Here is a 24592-nt window from a genome sequence, read left to right as displayed (position 1 = left end):
TCCCGTCGCCATCGGCCGACTTGACCTCACGATCCGCGAAGCCATCCAGCCGATCCTCGACACTCTTGCCGAGGCCCCCCGCTGCTGGGAGTCGGCTCGATCCGAATGCTGGGCAAGCTCGCCGGCTTGGCCGCCACGCGTCGATCGTGGCGCCGGTCGCCGCCCATCCCGAAAGTGCCACCGGCAGCCTGATCTTCCGGCCGCCGGCAGAGGTCGCCGCGCCGATCAGCGACTTCGCCTCGATCGTCCGGGACGGCGAGGCCCTGAGCTTCGCGCCGCAAGCCTTCCGCGAACACGCTCCCCAGCACGCGCGCAGCTTCGCGGTTCATTGCCGGGCCCGGCACGTGACCGGGCCCGGCCGTCGAGAACGACCGCCCTACTCCGCGGCGACGCTGACGTCGGCATCCCAGCCGGAGATCGCCTTGACCTCGGTGAACTCCTCGATCCCCCAGACCCCGCCCTCGCGCGCCCGGCCGGACGCCTTGATGCCGCCGAACGGCGCGCCGAGCGAGCGGGCCTCGCCGTTCATCTCGATCATGCCGGCGCGCAGGCGCCGCGCCAGCCGGTTGCGCCGGGCGCCGTCGGCGCTCTGGACGTAGTTGGTCAAGCCATAGGCGGTGTCGTTGGCGATCGCCACCGCCTCGTCCTCGCTGTCGAAAGGCAGCATCGACAGGACCGGGCCGAAGATCTCCTCGCGCTCGATGGTCATCCCCGGCACCACGTCGGCGAAGACCGTCGGGCGGACGTAGAAGCCGCGGTTCAGGGTCTCCGGCCGGCCGAGGCCGCCGGCGACGAGGCGGGCGCCCTCGTCGATGCCCTTCTGGATATAGCCCTGGATCTGCGTCCACTGCCGCTCGTTCACCACCGGCCCGAGGTGTCCGCCCGCCTCGCGCGGCGAGCCGACGCGGGTCGCCTCGGCGACGCCGCGGGCGATCTCGACGGCCTCGTCGTAGAACGACCGCTCGACCAGCATCCGCGACGGCGCGTTGCAGGACTGGCCGGAGTTGTTGAACAGGTGCCTGACGCCGCGCACCACCGCCGCCTCGCCAGCGTCGGCGAAGACGAGGTTCGCGCCCTTGCCGCCCAGCTCGAGCGTCACCCGCTTCAGCGTCTCGGCGGCATTCTTCGAAATCGCCCGGCCGGCGCGGGTCGAGCCGGTGAAGGAGATCATCTCGACGTCCGGGTGCACGGAAAGCTGGCTCCCCACGCCGGCGCCATCACCGTTCACGAGGTTGAAGACGCCCCTCGGCAGCCCCGCGTCGTGGACGAACTCGGCGAAGAGCAGCGAGGAGAGCGGCGCCTCTTCCGACGGCTTCAGCACGCAGGTGCAGCCCGCCATCAGCGCCGGGATGACCTTGAGCGTCACCTGGTTCATCGGCCAGTTCCACGGCGTGATCAGCCCGACGACGCCGATCGGCTCCAGCGCGATGCGATCGTGGGGGGTGTCTGCCCGCAGCGGGCGGATCCATTCGATCGCGTCGAAGGCGTCGAGGAAGCCCTTGAAGTGCCACGGCAGACAGGGCGCCTGCGACTTGCGGGCGAGGTCGATCGGTGCGCCCATCTCGAGGCTGATCGCCTGGGCCATCTCCTCGGCGCGCTTCTCGTACTGGGCGAGGATGCCCGCGACGAGGCGCTTGCGCTCGGCCGGCGGCGTCGCGGCCCAGCCGGGGAAGGCGCGGCTCGCCGCAGCAACGGCGGCCTCGGTGTCGGCGCGGTCGCCGAGCGAGATCACCGCGCAGGGCTCCTCCGTCGCCGGGTCGATCACCGCGCAGTCGCGCGGCACGGCCGGAGCCACCCACGCGCCGTCGATGTAGAATGCGCGCTTCTCGATCATGGTCGTCTCTCCCTTGATATCTGACGGCGGCGTTGCCCGGGCGGGTCAATCACCGGGGAACCGCACACGGCGTCGAGCGTGTGAGGAAGCGCCGCTCGCGACCGTTGTCGAGCGAAAACATGCCGCGGCCGGGCACCACGTCAATGGTCGGGTGCCGCGACGCGCGGATGTAGACCCGCCGCTCACTCCGGCGGAAGCGCTGCGAGGATGCGCGCGATGTCCCCGTCGCTCGCCGTGTAGTCGAAGAAGCGCTGGTAGAAGCGTCCGGTCTCCGCGGCGATGTCGATATCGGCGAAGCGATCCGGCGCGAAGAGCTTCGCCGCCCACAGGAGTTGCAGCGCGAACTCGGGCGAGTAGCGGTCCCACAGGAACACGCCCTTGGGGTTGCGGTAGACCTTGCCGTCGCGCACGGCGGCGAGGCCCTCCCAGCCGCCCGATGGCGTCGGCAACGGCTGCGCCGCGTTGCCGCTGACGATGACGCTGACGATGACCGGCGCCCGCCATCGCCGGGGTCATGCGATAGAGCCAGGGGCAAGTGGCCGGCGGGCTGACCGTCACCTTGATGCGGTCGCCGGCGCCGAGCATCGCGGCGACCGCATTGTGGGCGAACCAGAGGTCGGCGATCCGCGGCGCTTCGGCCGCCGCCGGTTGCGACGCACCCGCGAGGCCGACCGCCAGCGCAACCGACCTGACGAGGCGAATGATCCTCATGCGAAATTGCCCACTGGATATATCGGTAGCTTAGGCGGGTGGCCCGAAGCTGTCCATCGGCCTCCTCGGGAAGGAATTTCTGCCAGACGATGGCCTCGCTCGCCCGGATTGCTCCCGCTTGACCGATATCGCCCGGTGGACATAGCAAGGGACGGACATGCCCCGGACAGGAGAGCGGACATGCTGCGGCGGAGCTTCCTTGCGGCCCTCGTGCTCCTCGTCGCGGCCGGCCGCGCCGCGTTGGCGCTGCCGTTCGGCTGGTTCGACGCGCCGCCGAGGCCGCGCTCACGGCCACCGGCATCGCCCATCTCGCCGACCGCCGCTTTCCCGAGGTGAGCGGCGGCGAGCGGCAGATGGCGCTGATCGCCCGCGCGCTGGCGCAGGAACCCGGCCGCGTCGTCATGGACGAACCGACGGCGCGCCTCGACTTCGGCAACCAGGCCCGCGTCCTCGCCCGGATCGGCGCCCCCGCCGCCCGCGGCATCGCCGTCGTCCTTTCGCCCCACGATCCCGGCCACGCCTTCACCTGCGCGACCCGCGTCGCCCTGATGCGCCGTGGCCCCATCATCGCCGCCGGCACGCCGGACGCGATCTTGACGCCGGAGGCCCTGCGCGATCTCTACGGCGTCGAGGTCGCCGTCGCCTACGTCGCGGCCGCCGGCCGCACCGTCTGCGCTCCATCGCTTTGATCCGGGGAGGACCCTATGAAGATCAGTGCGCGCAACGCCCTCAAGGGCAAGATCGTCGAGGTGACCAAGGGCGCCACCACCAGCCACGTCAAGATTGACGTCGGTGGCACCGTCGTCACCGCCTCGATCACCAACGCCTCCGTCGACGAGCTTGGCCTCGCGGTCGGCAAGGACGCCTACGCGGTCATCAAGGCGAGCGACGTCATGGTCGGCGTGGACTGACGCTCCGCACCGCACGGGACTCCTTCTCGCGCCCTTGCAAAAAGTCAAAGCGCGAAGATATTCGTCGCGATATCAATGGATCGACCATCGCCTCACGCGTGCGACAGCACTCCTCTCGTGCGCCTCGCATCCCGCAGAGCGACACGAACATCACCGCCGTGCCGCGCGCGACCGTGGTCGCGTCGTCCGGCAGGACGACGAGGCCCTCGGCTGCCGCGAGGGCCGCAAGGCTCGCCGAGCCCTGTATCGGCAGAGGGTCCACCACGACCTGGCCGTCGTCCACCCGCCGTCGGCTCGCGAGAACCTCGGTCCGCCCCGCCACCTTCGTGACCGTCTCGCCGATCAGCAGGAAGGCATGCTCGGGATCGGCCGCAGTGTCGCCCGAAGCCGGCGACGAGCGGACGGCCGAGGCCCGTACCCTGCGTACATCCTTGATATGTGTCAAAAATGTCAATTGTGTTGTTTAGTATGTCAGACGAATCTTGGCCTGTCCCGAAAAGAACGCGCGGCGACGCTCCAGCAGGCAAGCTGTGCGCAGAACAAGGCGGCCCCCCTCCTTCTCGATATTGAATAACGAATGCGAAACCGGATGATTGGCTCCGATTTCGACAGTATGCGCGGATTCTGACAGTGACCGCTCTCGCTTGAGGCTGCGGACTCCCTAAACTGGCTTCACGTCTTCGAAGCTCTCCGCCATCCCGGCCGGTCGCGAAGGCGAGCAAATGCGATGGGAATTATGCGAGCCAGCCGTGACAACAGGCCTATCCGAAGGTCGCTCACGCGACATGCCTGTGGGGCTCTCCGGTATCCGATGAAAGAAGCCTTCATACCAAATCCGTTCCGCGCGCTCGCGCTGGCGGCCGCCCTGGCCGCCCTTCCCCAGCTTTCGGCCGCCCAGACGGTCGCCGAAACCAATGCGACCCTCGACCAGCTCTACGGAGAGCATGCGCCCTACCAGGCCTTCTTCGGCAAGCTCCAGAAGGCGGTCGCCGCTGATGACAAGGCCACGGTCGCCGGGCTCGTCAGCTATCCATTCGAGACCCAGGTCGGCGGCAAGAAAGTCACGCTGCGCGACGCGCACCACTTCGTGGCCGCGTATGACAAGATCGTCACCCCCAAGGTCAAAAAGGCGCTCGCGGCGCAGGAATACGCGAGCATCTCCGCCAATTCCAGGGGAGTCATGGTGGGCGATGGCGAGATCTGGTTCTCGGGCCTCGGCGACACGACACCCGCGACGGTCTTCATCACCGCGATCAACCAATGAGCGATCATCCGGGCCGAGGCATGCACGAATTCCTTTCCCTCTCCGCCACCCCGGCCTCTGGCGGATGCGCGCGGCGGCTGGCACGGCTCCGGCGATCGGTGGCCATCCTCGTGGGCCCCGGCCTCGCGCTCGCACCGGGAGCGGCGATCGCCGCCGATGGGCCGAGGCTCGTGCCGCTCGACTACTCTTATGAGAAGACGGACAAGGGCGAGAGCTATGTCAGCCGGATCGACATCTGGATGTCGGTCAACGACGACAAGGCGCGACGGCTCGTCTTCGATACCGGCTCGGACCGGCCGAACACCCAGATCGGCCCGGACGTGGGCGGGGTGACGGCGCAGGGCGAGAAGACGCTCTATCTCTACGGCACGTCCACCTATGGCTATCTGGTCCAGCAGGCGGGCGCGGATACGCTCACCTTTCACGACCCGGCGGCGCTCGACGACGCCTCGGCGGACGTCACGCTGCCGGTTGTGGGACAGTCGGGCTACGAAGTCGCCCGGATCCTCGACATCGTCTACACCAAGGACAATCCCAGCGCCGCGAAGCTGAATCTGTCGCCGGAACCGGTGTTTTCCACGACGAACGACGCGGGCGCGCGGACGGACTATTACGCCGACCTCGACGCGCGCGCGCTGATCGAGGCCGGGAAGCCGGCCGACGAGGGCGGCACGGTCTCGGGCACCTTCGGCGCCGGCAATTTCACCTTGGAAGGCCACCCGGGAACCTATTCGATCGGCGCCACCACGAAGACCGGCTACATCGTCGCGGCCAACGGCAACAGCGCGGAGGCGACCCATGCCACGACGCCCGGCTGCTCGCCCTGCCTGATCGTCGATCTCGACCAGAGCCTGCGGGCGCAGTTCACCTCCCTCATGCCCTGGGGCGAGAAGAATCCAAATCTCGAGTCCGTTGTCCGCAGCGCCGACAGCTTTCCGGGGTCCGGCGCGAACGCGTCGAGCCTGTATGAGGGAAGCTACACGCTCGGCCTCTCGGCGGGCGAGGGCAAGGACCCGGTGGAAATCAAGGACGTGGCCGCGCTTCTCGATACCGGGACGCCGGGCGCGGGCGCGCTCTCGATGAGCGTGACGCAGCTCCAGCAGCTGATCGACGCGGGCGCCAAGGTGACGCAGGACGCGGACGGCGCTTACAGCATCGCGGAGCTGACCATCACCGCCCCGAACGGCGATCCCGTGGGCCTCTCGGATGTCTCGGTCACGATCATCCCGGGATCCGGCTCTGGGGCCGCCTTCGTCGCGGGACAGGATTTCTTCCTGTCCCAGTCGGTGATGTACGATCTCGAGAACAAGACCACCGCCTATACGCCCTATTTCGTCAGCGCGAACGATTTCACGACCGACACGCCCAGCGCGGGCGAGGTCCAGCTCTCCCGGGTGACGGCGGACATGGGCAGCGCCTTTCCCAGCGAGGACGCGGACGGCAAGCAACGCGACATCGGCTATTTCGGCGCCGCCGGCGTGATCTCCGGCGCGGGCGATCTGACCATCGCCGAGAATGCCTGGCTGCGCCTGACCAATGCCAACACCTATACCGGCGAAACGATGATCGAGGCGGGGGGCGGGCTGGAGCTCGCCGGGATCGGCGGCATCGAATCCTCCTCCCGCGTCGTGGCGGACGGGATGCTCGACATCGGGGACAAGGGAAACCGGATCGAGGCTTGGGGCATCTCCGACGCCTATGACGACGCCCGGATCAGGAGCCTCGCAGGCTCGGGCACCGTGCGACTCTACGACCGGCGGCTGGTCCTGACCGAAGCGGGAGACAGCTTCTCCGGCACGATCTCCGATCTCGACGACGAAAAGAAGCACCACGGCGGCGGGCTGACGGTCGCGGGCGGCGTGCAGACGCTGTCGGGTGAGAACAGCTATACCGGCTCCACGCGCGTGGACGGGGGGGCGGGGCTGATCCTGACCGGCTCGCTTGCGAGCCCGGTTTCGGTCTCCGGTCTCTTCGCCAACCACGGCACGGTCAGCGGCGCGACCCGCGTGCGCTCGGGCGGCGTGGCGAGCGGAACGGGCAGCTATGGCGGGCTCTACGTGGCCTCCGGCGGCGCGGTCGTCTCAGGCGGGGACGGCTCGCTGAAGGTGGCGGGGGATTTCACCCAAGGTGCTGGCTCGCGCTATGAGTTCGGGCAGGTCGCCAAGGGGGCTGGCATCGCCGTGACCGGCGCCGCCACCATCGAAGCCGGCGCGCGGCTGGTGCTCAACCGCGCCGCCACGGGCGAAGCTCGGTGTCGGTGAGAGCTACTCCCTCCTCACCGCCGGGGAGGGTATCTCCGGCGGCTATGACAGGCTGACGGGCGATCTCGTGAAGAACTCGCCCTTCCTCTCCTTCGAACTGGAAACGGGCGAGACCGAACTGGCGCTCGCGGTGGAGCGGAGCGAAACCGCCTTCGCCGACGTGGCGGACACGGGCAACCAGGCCGCCACCGCCACCGGGCTCGAGTCGCTCGGCGCTGGCAATTCGCTCTACGACGACGTGGTCGGCATGACCGGGGCGGAAGCGCGCGCCGAATTCGACCTGCTCTCCGGCGAGATTCACGCCTCGATGCCCGCCGCGCTGACGCAGGACAGCCAGTATACCCGCGACGCCCTAATCGCGCGGCTGCGCCTGGCCTCGGGCGCGGTCGGCGCCACGCATGCGCCGGGACTCGCGGATGGGAGGATGGCCTTCGCGCCGGTGCCGGGCGAACAGCCGGCGGCCTGGGGTCAGGCCTATGGCGGCTGGGGTCATCTCGACGGCGACGGCGACGCGGCGACGCTCGACCAGAGCGCGGGCGGGCTTCTGCTCGGGGCCGACGCGACGATCGCCCTTTGGCGGGTCGGCGGCATGATTGGCTTCGGCGATGGCTCCTACGACCTCGACAACCGCGCCTCCTCGGGCGAGACGAAAAGCTTCCATCTCGGCGCCTATGCCGGCCGGGACTGGGGCGCGGTCGGCTTCCGCTCCGGCGTATCTATGTCCTGGAACCAGATCTCAACCGACCGCCGCTCCTCGGACGAGGATCTCTCGGCCGACTACGACGGGCGCACCGCGCAGATCTTCGGCGAGCTGGCCCGGCGGATCGAGAGCGGCGCCACCGCCTTCGAACCCTATGTCGGGCTCGCCTATGTCCATCTGACGACCGATGGCTTCGAGGAGACGGGTGGCGCGGCGGCGCTTTCGGGCAAGGCGGCGTCGATGGACACGACCTTCACCACGCTGGGGGTGCGAGGCTCGCACGACACGCAACTCGGCGCGGCCCGGGCGACGCTCAGCGGTGGGATCGGCTGGCGTCACGCCTTCGGCGACGTCGCGTCGAGCGCGACGATGGCCTTCGACGGCGGCGCGGGATTCGAGGTCGCGGGCGTGCCGATCGCGGAGGACGTGGGGCTTCTGGACCTCGGGCTCGACATGGCGCTCAGCCCGACTTCCGCGCTCGCCGTCGACTATCAGGGCGAGTTCGCCTCAGGCGCCGCGACCAATCGGCTCGCCGCGACCTTGACGATCCGGTTCTAGCCCTTCCGCCAGCCGGCGCCCGCGAGGGCGCCGACTGGCGGAAGACACGGTCAACGGAGGCATCGGCGCCTCATACCAGCGCGCATAGGTCCTGACTCACGCGGGGGATTCCCCTGAGGGCGTTGTCGTGATTCATCATGGAGAACGAAGGGGTTTTCCATGGCGGCAGCGATCGGGCTTCGGGGTGATCTGGATGGTGACGATCTTCGCCGGCTGGCGCGGGACAGCCGGGATGCGAAGCAGGTGCGTCGGCTGCTGGCGCTGGCGGTGATCGCGGAGGGCGGCACGCGGACGGAGGCGGCGCGGGTCGGCGGGGTCGGGCTGCAGATCGTGCGGGACTGGGTGCTGCGGTTCAACGCGGAAGGCCCGTCGGGGCTGATCGACCGGCATGCCCCCGGCAAGGCGCCGACACTGACGGCAGAGCATCGGGCGGCGCTGGCGCAGGTGGTGGAGGCGGGACCTGAGCCCTGGCGCGACGGGGTGGTGCGCTGGCGGCGGATCGACCTGGTGCAGTGGCTCTGGGAGGCGTTCCGGGTGTCGGTGAGCGAGGCGACGGTGGGACGGGAACTCCGGGCGCTCGGCTTCCGCAAGCTTTCGGCGCGGCCGCGGCACTACGCCCAGGATCCGGAGGCGGCGGCGGCTTTCAAAAAAGTCTCCCGGAGCGCGTGGCGGAGGTCCGCGCCGCGCATCCCGGCAAGCGCATAGAACTCTGGTTCCAGGACGAAGCGCGGATCGGGCAGAAGAACAAGCTCACCCGAAGATGGGCGCGGCGGGGCGCCCGACCGCGGGCGCCGCACGACCAGCGCACCGCCTGGGCCTACATCTTCGGCGCGATCTGCCCGGCCGAGGGCAAGGGCGCCGGCATCGTCATGCCGTTCTGCGACACGCCGGCGATGCAGACGCACCTCGCGGAGATCAGCACCGCGGTGGCGCCGGGTGCCCACGCCATCCTCATCCTCGACCAGGCCGGCTGGCACCTCGCCCGCGCCCTCATCGTGCCGAAGAACATCACCATCCTGCCACTGCCGCCCCGCTCGCCCGAGCTGAACCCGGTCGAGAACATCTGGCAGTTCATGCGCGACAACTGGCTCTCGAACCGGGTCTTCAAGGGCTACGACGACATCGTCGCCCACTGCTGCGCCGCTTGGAACGACCTCGTCGACCAACCCTGGCGCATCCGATCCATCGGCCGTCGGGACTGGGCGCAAGGGTTCTGATCAATGCGGGTTGGTATAACGTCTTGCTCTCACTGGATCAGGGGCATCCGGAAACAAGCAGCAGGAGGCAAAGCTGCCATGCCCGCACCAGACCGCATCATCCGTATGGAGACCGTTCGCGCCCGCACGGGCCTCTCCCGGTCGACGATCTACCGCAAGATCAAAGAGGGCACTTTCCCGCCCCAGCTCAGGATCAGCATCCACGGCGCGGGATGGCGAGAGTCCGACATCAATAGCTGGGTGGGCAACCCCGTGACGTGGCGCGCCACCAACGACAATGATGCACCAGGCGGAAAGGCGGCCAGTCATGATGCCGAATGACCCGCCCGATGACGAAAGCTATCCCGTCCCCGCCAATGACAACGGCAATGCGAGCCGCCCCGGTCCTGAGGCGCTGCGCAAGGTCAACGCTGTCGCCCTCCGGCTTGCCCGCATCATTGGCCGTCGTATGGCGCGCGAGGACTTCGAGAAAGCCATGCTCGCCGCCAATGATAACGTGCCATCAGAAACCAGAGATACCGATTGAACATGGCGGAAAGGGACTTTCCCTTTCCCTCGCATTGCCACATATGATATACATACTCCAAATCTATATGGAGAGTGCGATGCGAGCCCTTGTCGATATGAACGATGCGCAGATCGAGGCTCTGGACATTCTTGCCAAGCGGGTGCGCCAGTCCCGCGCGGCCCTGATCCGGGCGGCGATAGACGATTATCTTGACCGCCATCACCGCGAACAGGTCGAGGACGGATTCGGCTTGTGGGGTAAACGCAAGGTCGATGGCTTAACCTATCAGGAGAAGGTGCGCGCCGAATGGTAGGCGCGCTGTTCGATACCAATATCCTCATTGACCACCTGAACGCTGTCCCCCAGGCGCGTGATGAAATCGCGCGCTTTGAGAACCGCGCCATCAGCATCATCACCTGGATGGAGGTAATGGTCGGCGCCAGCACCGATCTGGTTGAGCCAACCCGGCAATTTCTTGACGGCTTTGAAATCGTTGCACTGAATGACGCGATTGCCGACCGCGCGGTGGCGTTACGGCGCGCGCATCGCATCAAACTACCCGATGCAGTGATCTGGGCCACGGCGCAGACGGCGGGGCGGCTGCTCGTAACCCGCAACACCAAGGACTTTCCGCCCGACGATCCGGGGATACGCGAACCCTACGCCCTGTAGCAGGCGCGCCCCAGCCTGAACCATAGGAGCCGACCCGATGACCCGCGTTGTCCTTTACGCCCGCTATTCGTCCGACAATCAGCGCGATGCCTCTATCGAGGACCAGTTGCGCCAGTGCCGCGAACGCGCCGCCCGCGAGGGCTGGACCGTCGTGGAGACCTATTCCGACCGTTCCATCTCCGGTGCATCGCTCATCCGCTCGGGCATCCAGTCCCTGCTAGCCGACGCGCAGGCGGGCCGTTTCGACATGGTGTTGTCCGAGGCGTTGGACCGCATCAGCCGCGACCAGGAGGATGTGGCCGGGGTGTTCAAGCGCCTGCGCTTCGCTGATGTGACTATCTTCACCCTGTCGGAAGGCGAGATCAACGAGCTTCATGTAGGCCTCAAAGGCACGATGAACGCGCTGTTCCTGAAAGACCTCGCCATCAAGACTCGTCGCGGCATCCGTGGCCGGGTAGAGGCCGGCAAGATCGGCGGCGGCAACGCCTATGGCTATCGCGTCGTTCACCAGCTCGATGCGCGTGGCGAGCCGATCCGGGGTGAACGGGAGATCATCGAGGAACAGGCCGAGGTGGTGCGCCGCATCTTCCGCGAATATGTCGCGGGCAAGGGGCCGCAGCGCATTGCCGCCGACCTCAACCGCGACGGCATTGCCAACCCGACCGGCAAGCGCTGGAACGACAGCACGATAATACCAGCGCGCATAGGTCCTGACTCACGCGGGGGATTCCCCTGAGGGCGTTGTCGTGATTCATCATGGAGAACGAAGGGGTTTTCCATGGCGGCAGCGATCGGGCTTCGGGGTGATCTGGATGGTGACGATCTTCGCCGGCTGGCGCGGGACAGCCGGGATGCGAAGCAGGTGCGTCGGCTGCTGGCGCTGGCGGTGATCGCGGAGGGCGGCACGCGGACGGAGGCGGCGCGGGTCGGCGGGGTCGGGCTGCAGATCGTGCGGGACTGGGTGCTGCGGTTCAACGCGGAAGGCCCGTCGGGGCTGATCGACCGGCATGCCCCCGGCAAGGCGCCGACACTGACGGCAGAGCATCGGGCGGCGCTGGCGCAGGTGGTGGAGGCGGGACCTGAGCCCTGGCGCGACGGGGTGGTGCGCTGGCGGCGGATCGACCTGGTGCAGTGGCTCTGGGAGGCGTTCCGGGTGTCGGTGAGCGAGGCGACGGTGGGACGGGAACTCCGGGCGCTCGGCTTCCGCAAGCTTTCGGCGCGGCCGCGGCACTACGCCCAGGATCCGGAGGCGGCGGCGGCTTTCAAAAAAGTCTCCCGGAGCGCGTGGCGGAGGTCCGCGCCGCGCATCCCGGCAAGCGCATAGAACTCTGGTTCCAGGACGAAGCGCGGATCGGGCAGAAGAACAAGCTCACCCGAAGATGGGCGCGGCGGGGCGCCCGACCGCGGGCGCCGCACGACCAGCGCACCGCCTGGGCCTACATCTTCGGCGCGATCTGCCCGGCCGAGGGCAAGGGCGCCGGCATCGTCATGCCGTTCTGCGACACGCCGGCGATGCAGACGCACCTCGCGGAGATCAGCACCGCGGTGGCGCCGGGCGCCCACGCCATCCTCATCCTCGACCAGGCCGGCTGGCACCTCGCCCGCGCCCTCATCGTGCCGAAGAACATCACCATCCTGCCGCTGCCGCCCCGCTCGCCCGAGCTGAACCCGGTCGAGAACATCTGGCAGTTCATGCGCGACAACTGGCTCTCGAACCGGGTCTTCAAGGGCTACGACGACATCGTCGCCCACTGCTGCGCCGCTTGGAACGACCTCGTCGACCAACCCTGGCGCATCCGATCCATCGGCCGTCGGGACTGGGCGCAAGGGTTCTGATCAATGCGGGTTGGTATCAGTGGCCCTTCACCGCCTCCCGGTCGAGAATGCCCTGGGTATCCGCTTCGTTCAGCCGCTGCTGCTGCATCATGCACTGGTTGAAGTCGGGCGAGTTCTGGTCGATTCCGAGCGTCTTGCACCCGGCGACGTAGTTGTCATGATCGAGCTTGTCGAAATCGACGCAGCCGCCGAGTCCGATGGCGGCGAGCAGGACCGAACCGGCCAGGAGTGTGCTTCTGGGCGCTTTCACAGAGGTATCCTTCCTTCTCTTGCGTGTGGCTTTACATCCGCGAGGCAGGCCCGCGGCTGATCACCACGTTCGTCGTCCATGGATAGGATGGAAGCCGGACGGGCGGCCCATGAATCCTGTCAGGAACCGCGCATTCTCGCAGAATCGCATTACATTTCACCGGGTGGTTCTGCGGGCTGGCTGGCGCGGCGCGCCAGGGCGAAAGGGAAGCAAGGCGCGTGACCGGGAGACGAGCCGCGGGCTGTCTGATCCGGGTCGCGGCGAGCGCCGGAGTTGCCGGATCGTCGACGTCTCGATCTCCGGCGCACGGGTGGCGCGCCAGGCGCCAAGCAGCGACGTGACGAGCATCACCGCCTTGCCGTTGTCGTTCAGGTTAAGCCCGCGCTCATCTCGTCATAGCCGGTCTCCGGGATTTCGGTGACCGGCTTCTTGGGCGCCCTGCTAGATGAGCCGGCGCATTCCATCGGAGCGAAGGTCCTTGGGGGTATAGCCGCGGACCCGGCGCATGCTCGATGTCATATGGCTGTTGCTGGCGAAGCCCGCCATGGAGGCGATGACGTTCAAAGGGAGGTCGCCCTCGCGAATGAGCCGCTCGGCCAGAACAAGACGGCGCTCGATCACGTAGCTATGAGGCGCCTGTCCGGCTGTCTCGCGAAAGGCGCGCAGGAAATGGCTCGGCGACAGGCCGACGGTGGTCGCGAGCTCGCGGATCGAGAGCCGTCTCTCAGAGAGATGAGACTCGATATAGTCACGGATAAACCGCCAGCGGAGCGGGGCAAGGCCGCCGACATGACGGCGAGGGGAACGGCCGGCGAAGGTCGAGTAGGAGCGCAGCAGATGCGTGCCGAGCAGGACGATCAGGCTGTCGAGGCAGAGCGTGTTCGCTTCCTCGCCCCGCCCGATCTCGTCGCGGGCCATCTGGGCGAGACAGAGCGCGCCGCGATCGATGAATCCGATGCCAGGCGGTCGTAACGTTACCTCGTCGTCGCCGAACTCACCGTCGGCGAGTTCGGCGAGCTGCTCCGCCCCCAGGGCGAAGAGCATGTTTTCCTTCTCGGTCCGCCAGCGCGCGAAGAGGTCGGCGCCGGCGGGCACGATCTCGACACCACCGATCGGCGCGAGGCCGATGGTCCAGCGGTCGGCCCCGAGCGCGACTTCACGGTCGGGCTGCGGCGTGAGCAGGATGAGGGCGAAGGTCACGGGCGGCGTCAGGACGATCTGGTCCGGCCCGGTCCGGGTATGCGCGACGGCCCCGGTCGCGGTGCAATGCTTCGGACCCCATGAATCGGGAATGCCCTGAAGGAAGGTCCGCATATGCCTGTCCCCACCACGGATCACGAGGCGATCCCGAAACGAACATGCGGGATCACTTCTCGCGCGGATTGAAGCATCCGGCGGGACGCGCCGCAAGGACTTCGCGCCCGAGCGGGGTCAGGAGCGGCGCCGAGCGGCATGGGCGAGGGCGAAGGCGAGGCAGAGCGCGGCGGTCAGGAGCGGCAGGCCGTGCCGGAGGAGACCGACGGCGAGGCCGCCGAGGAGGGGGCCCGCGAGCGCGCCGAGGCCCCAGGCGACGGACATGGCGGCGAAGACCCCGGCGAGGTCGGCCCCGCGAAAGCGCGCGCCGACCTCGGTCAGGGCGAGAGTGTAGATCCCGACGAAAGCGCCTCCCCAGACGAAGACCAGCGGCCAGGCGAGCCAGGGATGGGCGAAGGCCATGGGCCAGGCGAGCGCACCGAGACCCGAGAGCACCGCGAGCCAGACGGTGAGGCGTCCTCGGTCGATCCGCGTTCCGAGCCAGCCGATCGGCGCTTGCAGGAGGATGGCACCGATCAGGAGCACGCTGAGCAGCAGCGTGCCCCCCGCCTCGCTCCAGCCAAGCGCCATGGCATAGAGCGGCAGGAGTGCGAGGCCCGCGGCCTCGACGGCCGCGTTGAGCCCGGCGGCAGCCACCGGCAGGGGCGCGCGCCGGAAGCAGGCGAGGAGCCCCGCTTCCCGCGCCTGGTCGGCCTGCGGCTCGTCGGGGTGGCTGAGGACGAGGATCAGGAGCGCGGCGAGGGCAAGGGCCGCGCCGATCAGGAAAGGGAGGGCGCCATCGCGGCCGGTCCCCGCGAGGATGGTCGGGCCGAGCGCGATGCCGCCCGACATCGCGGCGACATAGATCCCCATCACCTTCGGGCGCGAGGCTTCGTCGGCGCTTTCGGAGAGCCAGGATTCCGAGAGGACGAAGAGCGATTCCGCCGACATGCCGAGCAGGATCCGCAGCAGGAACCAGAGGCCGAGGGCAGGCAGTAGCGGGAAGAGGGCGAGCAGGATCGCCGCGGCGAGCAGCGAGACACGCGCGGGCCGCGCGAGGCCGGCGCGGGCGACGACATGGGGCAGGACGGGAGCGATGAGGAGGACCCCCACGGCGTGCATCGCGGCGTTGACGCCGATCACCGTGCCGGAGAAGCCGCGCCCGGCGAGCTCAAGCGCGATCAGCGGAGCGCTGAGACCATAGGTGAGGCCGAAGGCGGCGGCGGTCGCGATGACGGCCACCTGGGTCCGACGCTGGCTCATCGGTCGCGCTCCCGCCGGCGCACGGCGAGCGCATAGGCGAAGCGGTCGCGCCAGCGGCGCTGACCGAATTCCAGCACCTGGCGCAGCAGGCGAGCATAGTCGAGGACGAGCCCGGGGGTCCAGGTCATCGCCTCCGCGCGGCCGCGCACAAGGTGCAGCATCCAGAACTCCGGGTTCAGCGTCAGGCGGATGAAATCGCGCAACGGTCGGCCGGTGGAGGCGAGGCCCTCGGTAGCGGCGTCGAGACAGAGTGCCACGGTGGTGGAGCAATTGCGCGCGGCGAGATTGTAGGTGGTATCGCGCGAATAGTCCGCCCAGAACGCACGCAACGCCGCCTCGTTGTATCTGGCGAGGGTCACGGTCTGGTCGGGCATACACCAGTCCGCGGCCTCGACGGCGAGCGAGGGCTGGAACTTGCCCGGCACGTCGTTGCGGCGGCCGGAGTTCAGGATCGTCAGCAATTCGTCGGAGTTTCGCTCGATCTCCTGGGCGGGATAGTGGCTGACATAGAGGTCGGGTGGCAGTTCAAGGGCGGCGTGGCCCGTGGAGACGTGGCCCTTGGCGTCGAGGGTTGCGATGTAGCGGTCGACGATCAGGTGTCGCTCGGGATCGGCGATGGAGCCGGTCGCGGTCCAGACCCGGATGTTGAGCGCGCCCTGGACCGGGGCCACCTCGCCGTCGACTGGCGGGACGGCGACGCCGCGGGCCTGCCAGTTGCGGGCCCGATGTATCGGCAGGCTGGTGATGGAGCCTCCGGGGGGCAGGCGGCGCAGCTGGGCCGCGAGGCGCAGGGTGGCGAGCCCCGAGGAGATAAAGAGCAGCGCCATGCAGAACGGCACTGTGAGATCGCGCGGCAGCGGCCAGCGAGCGAAGATGACGAAGCCGAGCAGGATCGAGATCACCCCGGAGATGACTCCGCGGACCAGCCGGCTGTCGCGCAGGACGAGGGCGGAGGCGACGCGGAAGACGCCGTCGATCAGAAAGGCCGCGCCGAAGATCACCATGGCGCCGAAATTGTGGTCCCAGACGACGTTGAACACGAGGAAGGCGAGGAAAAGGAAACAGATCCCGCGGACCAGTTCACCCCAGAAACGGCGCGCTCCCATCATCAGCCCCGCGGCGAGGAGCACGACGCCCTCAAGGGCGAGGAAGATCGCCAGCGTGTCCTCGACATAAACGACCTCGCGATCGCGCAGGTTGAAGAGCAGCCAGGCGCCGACCCCGATCCAGACCAGGCCGAGGGCGAGGAGGGCGGGCCAGAGCGGCCTGATCGTCCGGGCGCCGAGCAGGAGAAAGGCGAGGCGGATCATGCGGGAGTCTTTCGAAAGTCCGTGTGGGGTGCGATTGGTCCGGGAGGGCGCCGTCGGCGCATGTCCCATGCCGATTTAGGCTCGTGCGTGCCCCGGGTGACAGCCCCGGATTTTGCAAAATCCGAGCGTCCTGTCGGAAAGACGCCATGAACTTCGCCTGTGCGTGTCGCGCGATTTGTCACCTCCCGGCATCCCGGGACAGAAGGCCGCATCGGCGGCGCTCCTGTCGGACCGGGCACCGCCTCCGGCCTGAACGGAACGAGAGAAAGGGCTGCGGAGATGACCACGAACGGAATCGAAGGCAAGGTCGCGCTGATCGCCGGGGGCGCCAAGAACCTCGGTGGGCTCCTGAGCCGCGATCTCGCCGCGCATGGGGCGAAGGCGGTGGCGATCCATTACAACAGCGCCGCGAGCGCGGCCGACGCGGAGGCGACGGTCGCCGCGATCCGCGAGGCGGGCGCCGAGGCGGTGGCGTTCCAGGCGGATCTGACCTCGGCCGGGGCGATGGCGAAGCTCTTCGAGGATGTCCTGGCCGCCGTGGGGCGGCCGGACATCGCAGTCAACACCGTGGGCAAGGTGCTGAAGAAGCCGATCACCGAGATCTCGGAGGCGGAGTATGATGAGATGAGCGCGGTCAATTCCAAGACTGCGTTCTTTTTCCTCAAAGAATGCGGGCTCCACCTGAACGACAACGGCAAGGTGGTGACCCTCGTCACGTCGCTGCTCGGCGCCTATACGCCGTTCTACGCGAGCTACGCCGGGACCAAGGCGCCGGTCGAGCATTTCACCCGCGCGGCGTCGAAGGAATTCGGCGAGCGGGGGATCTCGGTCAACGCGATCGGGCCGGGTCCGATGGACACGCCCTTCTTCTATCCGGCCGAGGGCGAGGACGCGGTCACCTATCACCGATCGGCCGCGGCGCTCTCGGGCTTCTCGAAGACCGGCCTCACCGATATCGGCGACATCGTCCCCTGGATCCGGATGATGGTCTCCGACGGCTGGTGGATGACCGGGCAGACGATCCTCGTCAACGGCGGCTATACGACCAAGTAAACAGGAGCTCCGCCATGGCGGCGTCGGACCTGAGGCTCGAAACCCGGTTGGGCGCGCGGCGCAAGCCGCGCCGGATTTTGTCGATCGTCTCGAACACCACCGAACTCAAAGGTATTCCCGTCGGCTTCTTCGCCGAGGAGATGACCCGCGCCTTCCTGATGTTCACCGAGGCGGGGCATCGCGTCGATCTCGCCTCGCCGGCGGGCGGCGCGGTGATGTACGACACCCACAGCGACCCGCGCACGCCGGGCGGAGCCTATACCGACGACCTGATCAGCCTCGGCTTCGTCAACCATCCGAGGTTCGGCGCGATGCTTGGCGACACGCTGCCGATCTCGGCCGTCCGGGTCGAGGACTACGACGCGGTCTGGGTCGCCGGCGGCGGCGGCCCGCTGCTGACCTTCCGGGACGACGTCTCGCTCCACGCCCTCATCGCATCCTTCTATGAAACCGGCCGGATCGTCGCCCTGATCTGCCACGGCTCGGCGCTCCTGCTCTGGACGCGCCTGTCGAACGGGCGGTTCCTGGCCGAGGGCCGGAAATGGACGGGCTTCACCGACGCCGAGGAGGCGGCCGTCAACGCCGCCTTCGGCATGACGCTCAACGACTACACCATCGAGAGCGAGGCCGCGCGGGTCGCCGGATCGGGCTATGTCCGCCGCGGACCCGACGAGCCCTTCGCCATCCGGGACGGGCGGCTGATCACCGGCCAGCAGCAATACAGCAGCGGCATCACCGCCGAGCTCGTCCTGGAAGCGCTTGACGAGGCTTGAGGTGGGGGGCCGCACCCGAGACGGGGATACGCCATGACGCCACGACAGATCTTCGCAGTCCTTGTTTGATCCCGGGCTTTGATGGTGCAATCTTTTCCAAGGAGTGGAAGGAAGCGCTATGGGCTATGGGCTAGGTTCAGGACTCATACCCAGAAGATGACGGTCGCAGCGATGCAGATGGCGCTCATGAATGTGTGTGCGCAGCGGTCGTATCGGGTTGCGATGCGGCGGCAGTCCTTGAGCCTGCCGAACATGCGCTCGACGCGGTTTCGCTGCTTGTAGCGTTCGGTGTCGTAGTCGACGGGCTGCTTGCGGTTCTTTCGGCCGGGGATGCAGGGCTCGATCCCCTGGCCGGTGAGAGCTTCGCGGAACCAGTCGCTGTCATAGCCGCGATCGGCACTCATGACCTTGGCGTCCGGCAGGGCGGGCAGAAGTGTCGCGGCCCCGCGATCGTCGCTGACCTGGCCTTCGGTCATGAGCAATATCAATGGCTTGCCTTCACCGTCGCAGACGGCGTGCAGCTTGGAGTTCAGGCCGCCCCTGGTGCGTCCGATGCGGCGGGGAACATCCCCTTTTTGAGCAGGCTGGCGGCGGTGCTCCGCCGCCGTCAGCTCCCTTCTTGTCACCTGCACCGCCGCTGACATCCCCAGCCTCCTCCTGCCTCGACCGCAGTGAGTCAGAGATCAGCCGAATTGGGAATCCCAAGAGAGTCAGAAAGCGCGGCCGGTGGTATCAGTCCCTCCGGCGGGCGTTCGGGCGCGACCGGATCAGGCTGTAGCCCTCGCCGTCCTCGTCGTCGAAGAGGTTCGGGTGCGCGAAGCTCGGATCGTCGAGCTTCAGGCCGAGGTAGTCGCGGCCCTCGCTCGAGCGCTTGCTCCAGGCGGCGCCGATCTCCGCGCGGCCCACCAGGACCCGGTGGCTGGGGGCGTTCTCGCCCGAAGTCCGCAGGTCGGGGACGATGCGCACGCCCGTGGCCTGGACGCTCAGGGTGACGATCTCGCCGGTGTATTCGTTGCCGATCTTCTTGAAGGTGCCGATGGTCATCCGGCGGGCCCACTGCCGAGTAGCGTTCCCGGCCAAAGCAAGCGGAAGTACCGCAGCCGATCTACTGGTTATACCACCGGCCTTATGGATTGACCTTCGCCCACTCCCTTGATGCGATCGATGCGATGACTGCTGGCTGTGTCGCGAAGCGGTTCCATGCGTCGCAGCAGGCATCGACGATGGCGTCGTAGTCGTCGAAGACGCTGATCGCGAGCCAGTTGGCGCGGAGGTATTGCCAGACGTTCTCGACGGGGTTCAGTTCGGGACTGTAGGGCGGCAGCACGAGGAGGGAGATGTTGTCGGGGACGACGAGGCCGCCTCCGCCGTGCCAGCCGGCACCGTCGAGGACGAGCACGGCGTGGGTGCCGGGCGCGACGGCGCCGGCGATCTCGGCGAGGTGGGCGTTCATCGCGGGGGTGTCGGCGAAGGGCATGACGAGGCCCGCCGCCACGCCGCGATCCGGGCAGACCGCGCCGAAGATGTAGGCCCACTGGAAGCGGGTGTCGCGCGGCGCCCTTGGCCGGGTGCCACGCTTCGCCCAGATGCGGGTGAGCGTGCCCTGCTGGCCGACCCTTGCCTCGTCCTGGAACCAGATCTCCAGCGGCTTGCCCCGTGCCGCCTCGGGCAGCGCCGCGGCTACCGCGTCGGGGAAGCTTTTTTAAACCCCTCCTGGGCTTCGGGATCGGTCTTCGGATGCCGCGGACGAACCGACAGGCGCCGGTAGCCGAGCGCCGCCAGATACTTGCCCACCGTCCGCTCGTGCACCTCCACCCCGAACCGCTCCGCGATCCGTCGCCCGAGATCCTGCCGCCGCCACCGCACCACCCCGTCCCCCACTGGAACGGGCGCCGGGTCGGGACCCGCCTCCACCCAGGAGGCGAACTCGGCCATCTGCGCCGGCGACAGCCGTCGCGGCTGCGCCCCGCCCCGATGGTTCGAGAGCCCCGCCAGCCCCTCGGCATTGTAGCGGTGCACCCAGTCCCGCAGCGTCTGCCGGTCCATCCCGCAGGTCTCCGCCGCGGTCTGCCGATCGACCCCCTCCAGTACCAGCGCGATCGCCAGCATCCGCCGCGCCGCCTTCGCATCCCGGCTCCTGACAGCCGCGCGCCTCAGCTCCGCCGCCGTCAGCTCCCTTCTTGTCACCTGCACCGCCGCTGACATCCCCAGCCTCCTCCTGCCTCGACCGCAGTGAGTCAGAGATCAGCCGAATTGGGAATCCCAAGAGAGTCAGAAAGCGCGGCCGGTGGTATTAGAGCGATCGAGAACCGACTTGGTACGTCTCGCTCCGAGCGCCTATTTCCAGACCAGGAGCCGACGGGGTCGCGTATCGCCCTTCTACGCCGTCGCCCTCGCTCTCTCGCTCTTGTAGCCTCGTCATCAACATTACTGTCGGGCAGAACCGGCAACGGCGAGGCAGCACCGGCGGTAACGATGGACTGCACGTCCCAGCGATCCGCATAGGCGACTTCATCATCAGCGGCACCGAGTTCAGCACACCCGACTCGGCGGCCCAGCCTCGATGCATTCGCATAGGTTCCGATCGCCAGTGGCGTGAATGCCAAATTTCAGGTCCTCGATGCCGATCTCGCAGTTATCCGCGACGGGTCTTCAGCACGGGCGACACTTCGAGCCGCCGGCTCGATAGGCGTCAGTCCAGTGATCAGGATGCTCTGCCGACCTACGCCGGCCCGACGCCACCCTGCGGCGGCCGGGCGATGGCGGCCAACACAGGCCACCCTTGTCGTCAGCCAGAGATGTCAACCATGTATCCGGTCCGGTTCACTCCGCCGCAGCGTGCCGGGCGAGGATCTCCGTCATGCGCTGACGGACGGCGTCGGGCAGGTCTGCGGGCAGGTCGGCCTCGGTGGCGGGCGTGTCGCCGACCTGGACCAGCATCACCATGCCCATGGTATAGTGCGGCGAGCACTTGATCCCCCAAGTGCCGGCGTCGTCGAGCTTCACCTCGATCTCCTCGTTGATCTTGCCGATGAACTTCTTGCCCTCGCCCGGGATCATCCCGGCGATGGTGGCGGCGTTGTGGCCGGGGTCGGTGGCGAGGAACTTCACCGAGTTGCCGGGCGCGATCACCAGGTACTCCGGCTCGTAGACCATCGGACCGGTGTCGTTGCGGTTGAGCATCTTCACCTCGTGGACCTCCGCCATGGCGGCGAGGGGCGTCAGGCAGGCGAGCAGGGTGGCGCGGAACAGCATGGAGGCTCCTTTCAGGCGGGAGGATGGTCGGCGAGGCGCCGGAAGGCGAAGACCGGGCGGCCGCCTTCGGGATGGGGGAGCAGCGCCGCCTCGACGGCGAAGATCTCGCGGATGAGCGCAGGGGTCAGGATGTCGGCGGGCGGCCCGAGCGCCAAGGCGCGGCCCCGGTTCATCACGAGGATCCGGTCGCAGCGCAGCGCGTGGTGCATGTCGTGGAGCGCGATGACCGTGGTCGTGCCGAGCCCCTCGATCAGGTCGAGGATGGCGATCTGGTGGTGGATGTCGAGGTGGTTGGTCGGCTCGTCGAGTAGCAGGACCCGCGGGGCCTGGGCGTGGGCGCGTGCGATGTGGACGCGCTGGCGCTCGCCGCCCGAGAGCGAGGACCAGTCGCGTCCGGCCATAGCGCTCATGCCGACCGCGTCGAGCGCGGCGGCGACGGCGGCCTCGTGCGCCGGCCCCCACGGGTCGAGCGGCCCGAGCCACGGGGTCCGGCCGAGCTCCACCGCGTCGCGCACCGAGATGCGGTCCTGCGTCTCGGCGGACTGGGCGACGAGGGCGAGGCGGCGGGCGATCTCGCGCCGCGGCATCCGGGTTATCGGCCGGCCCTCGAGCCGGATCTCGCCCCGGCTCGGCTTGGTCAGACCGGCGAGCATGCCGAGGAGCGTCGACTTCCCCGAGCCGTTCGGCCCGATCAGGCCCAGCGTCTCGCCGGACGCAAGGTGCAGGTCCACGTCCGAGACGATCTCGCGGCCCCGGACGGCGCGGCTGACGCCGACGGCTTCGAGGATCGGCGTCACCGCTGCCGCCCCCGGATCATGATGAGCGCGAAGGCCGGTGCGCCGACCAGCGCGGTGATGACGCCGATGGGCAGGACCTGGCCGGGGATGGTGATGCGCGAGACCACGTCGGAGACTACGAGGAACACCGCCCCCGCCAGCGCCGTCGCCGGGACCAGCCGGACATGGCGCGGCCCGACGATGATCCGCATCGCGTGCGGCACCACGAGGCCGACGAAGCCGATCGCCCCGGCGATCGAGACCATGATCGCCGTCACCAGCGCCGCCGCGCCGATCAGGACAGCTTGCGTCACGCGCAGGTTGATGCCGAGCGAGGCGGCGCTGTCCGCGCCGAAGGTGAAGGCGTCGAGCGTCCTCGCATGCCAGAGGGCTGTGCCGAGGCCGAGTGCTGCCATGGGAAGCGCCATCCAGGTGTCGGGCCAGCGCACGCTCGAGAGGTTGCCGAGCAGCCAGAACATGATGCCGCGCGCCTGCTCGGCGCTGGCCGACCGGGCGATGATGAGCGCGGTCAGCGCGTTGAACATCTGCGACCCGGCGATGCCGGCGAGGATGATGACGCCGGCGCCGCGCAGCCCCGTGTCGCTCCCGGCTGCCCGCGCCAAGGCCGCGACGAGCGCGAAGGCGGTGAGCGCCCCGGCGAAGGCGCCGGCCGACATCGACAGCATTCCCGCTCCGATGCCGGCAACGGAGACCGCCACCGCCCCGGTCGAGGCACCGGCGGAGATGCCGAGCAGATAGGGCTCGGCCAGCGGGTTGCGCAGGAGCGCCTGGAGGATCAGCCCGGAGAGCGCGAGGCTCGCCCCGCCGCAGGCGGCGACGACGGCCCGCGGCAGGCGATAGTGCCAGATCACGCCGACATCGACGGCGCTGACCTCGCGGCCGGCGAGGCCGGACTTCACCGCCAGCACGTCGAGGACGGTGCCGAGCGGAACCCGCGTCTCGCCCACCGCCGTGCCGAAGAACAGCGCCGCGGCCAGAACGGCCGGCGCGAGCCAGAGCCAGCTTCGGCCCCAACCGTGGCCGCGGACCGCGACGCCCGACCTCATTTCGACAGGTCGAACCCGGCCAGCGCATCCGCCAGCGCCTCGAGCCCGAAGATCGAGCGCATGGAGGGATCCATCGCATTGGCTTCCATGCTCAGGATGCGGTCGTTCTTCACCGCGCTCATCTCCTTCGCCAGCGGATCGGAGGCGAGGAATTCGCGCTTCACCGCGATGTCGTCGGCGGGGAAGCGGCGGCGGTTCATCTCGGCGGCGACGATGAAGGCCGGATCGGCAGTGACGATGGTCTCCCAGCCGACGGTCGGCCATTCCTCGGCGGAGTCGACGACGTTCTTCACGCCAAGCGTCGAGAGCATCCAGCCCGGCACGCCATAGGCGCCGGCGACGTAGGGGTCGATCTCGATGTCGGCCGAGGAGTACCAGAAGACGGCGGAGACGTTGTCGGGCAGGTTCAGCGCCTTCGCCTTCTCCGTGGCCGCCGCCTCGCGGGCCTTCAGGTCGGCGACCACCTCCTCGCCGCGCTCCTCCACGTCGAAGATCTGTGCGAGCTCGGTGATGCCCTGGTAGACGAGCTCGGGGTCGAACATCACGGTGCGCGCGCCGTCCATGCTCTGGGTGTTGTCCTTGCCGACGCATTCGGTCGGCATCACCCAGCTCGGGATCTTCGAATCGTCGAACATCTCGCGGGTACCGACGGCGCCCTGCGGCCCGATCATCCACTCGTAGGCGGTGACGACGAGATCCGGGTGCTTGCCCACGACGCTCTCGAAGCTCGGCGCGTTATCGGCGAGGCGCTCGACCTTCGCGTCCACCTCGGCGAACTGCGGCAGGACCGGGTTGATCCAGAGCGCCGTGCCCGCGACCTTGTCGGCGAGCCCCAGCGCGTAGAGGATCTCGGTCGTGCTCTGCCCGACGCTGACCACGCTTTCCGGGGCCTTCGGAATCGTGATCTCGTGGCCGCAGCTCGTGAGCGTCAGCGGGTATTCGGTCGCGGCCAGCGCCATTGGCGCCAGGGCGAAGGTGGTGGCGGTTGCCGCCGTGAGCCTCAACGTGAGCTTCAACATCGTGCGTCCCTTCCGATGCATCGTGAGCGGTGCGGAAGGACGGACAGGGGGCCGGGTGCGG

The 24592-nt window shown here is 68.4% G+C and carries 26 protein-coding genes and 2 pseudogenes; 14 read left to right on the top strand and 14 right to left on the bottom strand.

Translation table 11 applies throughout. From position 1 onward, the window contains the following. Positions 1–376: 376 nt before the first annotated feature. The gene (locus QM699_RS16575; RefSeq protein WP_415009801.1) at positions 377–1834 is read right to left on the bottom strand and encodes an aldehyde dehydrogenase family protein; all 1458 of its coding nucleotides are present in this window, start codon (positions 1832–1834) and stop codon (positions 377–379) included. Positions 1835–2016: 182 nt separating this feature from the next. After that, positions 2017–2283 carry a hypothetical protein gene (locus QM699_RS16570; protein WP_415012140.1) on the bottom strand — a complete coding sequence of 89 codons (267 nt, stop codon included), beginning with the start codon at positions 2281–2283 and terminating at the stop codon, positions 2017–2019. 387 nt (positions 2284–2670) lie between these two features. On the opposite strand from QM699_RS16570, the gene QM699_RS16565 reads away from it, so the two are divergent. Together QM699_RS16565 and QM699_RS16560 are read left to right on the top strand one after the other, a co-directional pair. Continuing rightward, positions 2671–3234, top strand: coding sequence for an ABC transporter ATP-binding protein (locus tag QM699_RS16565; RefSeq protein WP_415012781.1), 564 nt, complete (start codon positions 2671–2673; stop codon positions 3232–3234). 15 nt (positions 3235–3249) lie between these two features. Continuing rightward, positions 3250–3456 carry a TOBE domain-containing protein gene (locus tag QM699_RS16560; protein WP_415012139.1) on the top strand — a complete coding sequence of 69 codons (207 nt, stop codon included), beginning with the start codon at positions 3250–3252 and terminating at the stop codon, positions 3454–3456. Here QM699_RS16560 and QM699_RS16555 read toward each other — a convergent pair. Further along, positions 3437–3901 (bottom strand): hypothetical protein, encoded by a 465-nt coding sequence (locus QM699_RS16555; protein WP_415012138.1) that lies wholly within the window; start codon positions 3899–3901, stop codon positions 3437–3439. The genes QM699_RS16560 and QM699_RS16555 overlap by 20 nt on opposite strands. 366 nt (positions 3902–4267) lie before the next feature. Between QM699_RS16555 and QM699_RS16550 the strand changes: the two genes are divergently transcribed. From QM699_RS16550 to QM699_RS16505, 10 genes and pseudogenes are all read left to right on the top strand, one after another. Continuing rightward, entirely contained in the window at positions 4268–4720 is a 453-nt protein-coding gene (locus QM699_RS16550) for a hypothetical protein (RefSeq protein WP_415012137.1), read from the top strand. A gap of 98 nt (positions 4721–4818) precedes the next feature. Beyond that, positions 4819–6981 carry a hypothetical protein gene (locus tag QM699_RS16545; RefSeq protein WP_415012136.1) on the top strand — a complete coding sequence of 721 codons (2163 nt, stop codon included), beginning with the start codon at positions 4819–4821 and terminating at the stop codon, positions 6979–6981. Between the two features lie 67 nt (positions 6982–7048). Beyond that, positions 7049–8239: an autotransporter outer membrane beta-barrel domain-containing protein gene (locus QM699_RS16540; RefSeq protein ID WP_415012135.1), complete on the top strand. Its 1191-nt coding sequence runs from the start codon at positions 7049–7051 to the stop codon at positions 8237–8239. 159 nt (positions 8240–8398) lie between these two features. Continuing rightward, a protein-coding gene (locus QM699_RS16535) for an IS630 family transposase (protein WP_415009400.1) occupies positions 8399–9456 on the top strand; the annotation gives its coding sequence in 2 pieces (ribosomal slippage) (positions 8399–8879 and positions 8879–9456; 1059 coding nt in all). A 78-nt stretch (positions 9457–9534) separates the two neighbouring features. Then, a complete protein-coding gene (locus QM699_RS16530; protein WP_415012134.1) occupies positions 9535–9777 on the top strand; it encodes a helix-turn-helix transcriptional regulator in 243 nt (80 codons plus the stop codon). After that, positions 9764–9982 (top strand): hypothetical protein, encoded by a 219-nt coding sequence (locus tag QM699_RS16525; RefSeq protein ID WP_415012133.1) that lies wholly within the window; start codon positions 9764–9766, stop codon positions 9980–9982. The genes QM699_RS16530 and QM699_RS16525 overlap by 14 nt, the downstream gene beginning before the upstream one ends. Before the next feature lie 79 nt (positions 9983–10061). After that, positions 10062–10277: a ribbon-helix-helix protein, CopG family gene (locus QM699_RS16520; protein ID WP_415012132.1), complete on the top strand. Its 216-nt coding sequence runs from the start codon at positions 10062–10064 to the stop codon at positions 10275–10277. Beyond that, entirely contained in the window at positions 10271–10636 is a 366-nt protein-coding gene (locus QM699_RS16515; protein WP_415012131.1) for a type II toxin-antitoxin system VapC family toxin, read from the top strand. Before QM699_RS16520 ends, QM699_RS16515 begins: the two co-directional genes overlap by 7 nt. A gap of 37 nt (positions 10637–10673) precedes the next feature. Then, a pseudogene (locus QM699_RS16510) lies at positions 10674–11327 on the top strand (recombinase family protein); the annotation flags it as partial. An 87-nt stretch (positions 11328–11414) separates the two neighbouring features. Next, a protein-coding gene (locus QM699_RS16505) for an IS630 family transposase (RefSeq protein ID WP_415009400.1) occupies positions 11415–12472 on the top strand; the annotation gives its coding sequence in 2 pieces (ribosomal slippage) (positions 11415–11895 and positions 11895–12472; 1059 coding nt in all). Positions 12473–12488: 16 nt separating this feature from the next. Here the strand turns inward: QM699_RS16505 and QM699_RS16500 are convergent. The 4 genes from QM699_RS16500 to QM699_RS16485 form a co-directional block, all read right to left on the bottom strand. Continuing rightward, positions 12489–12722, bottom strand: a complete 234-nt coding sequence (locus tag QM699_RS16500) for a hypothetical protein (RefSeq protein ID WP_415012130.1) — start codon at positions 12720–12722, stop codon at positions 12489–12491. Positions 12723–13163: 441 nt separating this feature from the next. After that, positions 13164–13922 carry a helix-turn-helix transcriptional regulator gene (locus tag QM699_RS16495; RefSeq protein WP_415012129.1) on the bottom strand — a complete coding sequence of 253 codons (759 nt, stop codon included), beginning with the start codon at positions 13920–13922 and terminating at the stop codon, positions 13164–13166. Positions 13923–14153: 231 nt separating this feature from the next. Then, positions 14154–15278: an MFS transporter gene (locus QM699_RS16490; protein WP_415012128.1), complete on the bottom strand. Its 1125-nt coding sequence runs from the start codon at positions 15276–15278 to the stop codon at positions 14154–14156. After that, a complete protein-coding gene (locus tag QM699_RS16485) occupies positions 15275–16588 on the bottom strand; it encodes an HdeD family acid-resistance protein (protein ID WP_415012127.1) in 1314 nt (437 codons plus the stop codon). The genes QM699_RS16490 and QM699_RS16485 overlap by 4 nt, the downstream gene beginning before the upstream one ends. Before the next feature lie 279 nt (positions 16589–16867). Here QM699_RS16485 and QM699_RS16480 point away from each other — a divergent pair, with 279 nt between their 5' ends. Both QM699_RS16480 and QM699_RS16475 read left to right on the top strand, forming a co-directional pair. Next, positions 16868–17641: an SDR family oxidoreductase gene (locus QM699_RS16480; RefSeq protein ID WP_415012126.1), complete on the top strand. Its 774-nt coding sequence runs from the start codon at positions 16868–16870 to the stop codon at positions 17639–17641. A gap of 14 nt (positions 17642–17655) precedes the next feature. Beyond that, positions 17656–18414, top strand: coding sequence for a type 1 glutamine amidotransferase domain-containing protein (locus QM699_RS16475; protein ID WP_415012125.1), 759 nt, complete (start codon positions 17656–17658; stop codon positions 18412–18414). 143 nt (positions 18415–18557) lie between these two features. On the opposite strand, the pseudogene QM699_RS16470 reads toward QM699_RS16475, so the two are convergent. The 7 genes and pseudogenes from QM699_RS16470 to QM699_RS16440 all read right to left on the bottom strand — a co-directional run. Next, a pseudogene (locus QM699_RS16470) lies at positions 18558–18992 on the bottom strand (IS5 family transposase); the annotation flags it as partial. Between the two features lie 154 nt (positions 18993–19146). Beyond that, positions 19147–19458 (bottom strand): DUF736 domain-containing protein, encoded by a 312-nt coding sequence (locus QM699_RS16465; RefSeq protein WP_415012124.1) that lies wholly within the window; start codon positions 19456–19458, stop codon positions 19147–19149. Positions 19459–19540: 82 nt separating this feature from the next. Beyond that, positions 19541–20619 (bottom strand): IS630 family transposase gene (locus tag QM699_RS16460; RefSeq protein ID WP_415009471.1). Its coding sequence is split into 2 segments (ribosomal slippage): positions 19541–20112 and positions 20112–20619, totalling 1080 coding nucleotides; the frame shifts between segments, so codons are not numbered across the junction. A gap of 618 nt (positions 20620–21237) precedes the next feature. After that, positions 21238–21669 (bottom strand): pseudoazurin, encoded by a 432-nt coding sequence (locus tag QM699_RS16455; protein WP_415012123.1) that lies wholly within the window; start codon positions 21667–21669, stop codon positions 21238–21240. 11 nt (positions 21670–21680) lie between these two features. Beyond that, the gene (locus QM699_RS16450; protein WP_415012122.1) at positions 21681–22466 is read right to left on the bottom strand and encodes an ABC transporter ATP-binding protein; all 786 of its coding nucleotides are present in this window, start codon (positions 22464–22466) and stop codon (positions 21681–21683) included. Continuing rightward, complete coding sequence (locus QM699_RS16445) at positions 22463–23512, bottom strand: FecCD family ABC transporter permease (protein WP_415012121.1); 1050 nt, start codon at positions 23510–23512, stop codon at positions 22463–22465. The genes QM699_RS16450 and QM699_RS16445 overlap by 4 nt, the downstream gene beginning before the upstream one ends. Continuing rightward, positions 23509–24531: an ABC transporter substrate-binding protein gene (locus tag QM699_RS16440; RefSeq protein ID WP_415012120.1), complete on the bottom strand. Its 1023-nt coding sequence runs from the start codon at positions 24529–24531 to the stop codon at positions 23509–23511. Before QM699_RS16440 ends, QM699_RS16445 begins: the two co-directional genes overlap by 4 nt. Positions 24532–24592 lie beyond the last annotated feature (61 nt).

Source organism: Amaricoccus sp., from assembly GCF_047602525.1.
In the GTDB taxonomy this organism is placed as follows: Bacteria; Pseudomonadota; Alphaproteobacteria; order Rhodobacterales; family Rhodobacteraceae; genus Amaricoccus.
Note: the sequence above shows the minus strand (reverse complement) of the source record. Positions and strands in the feature narration are given on the sequence as shown.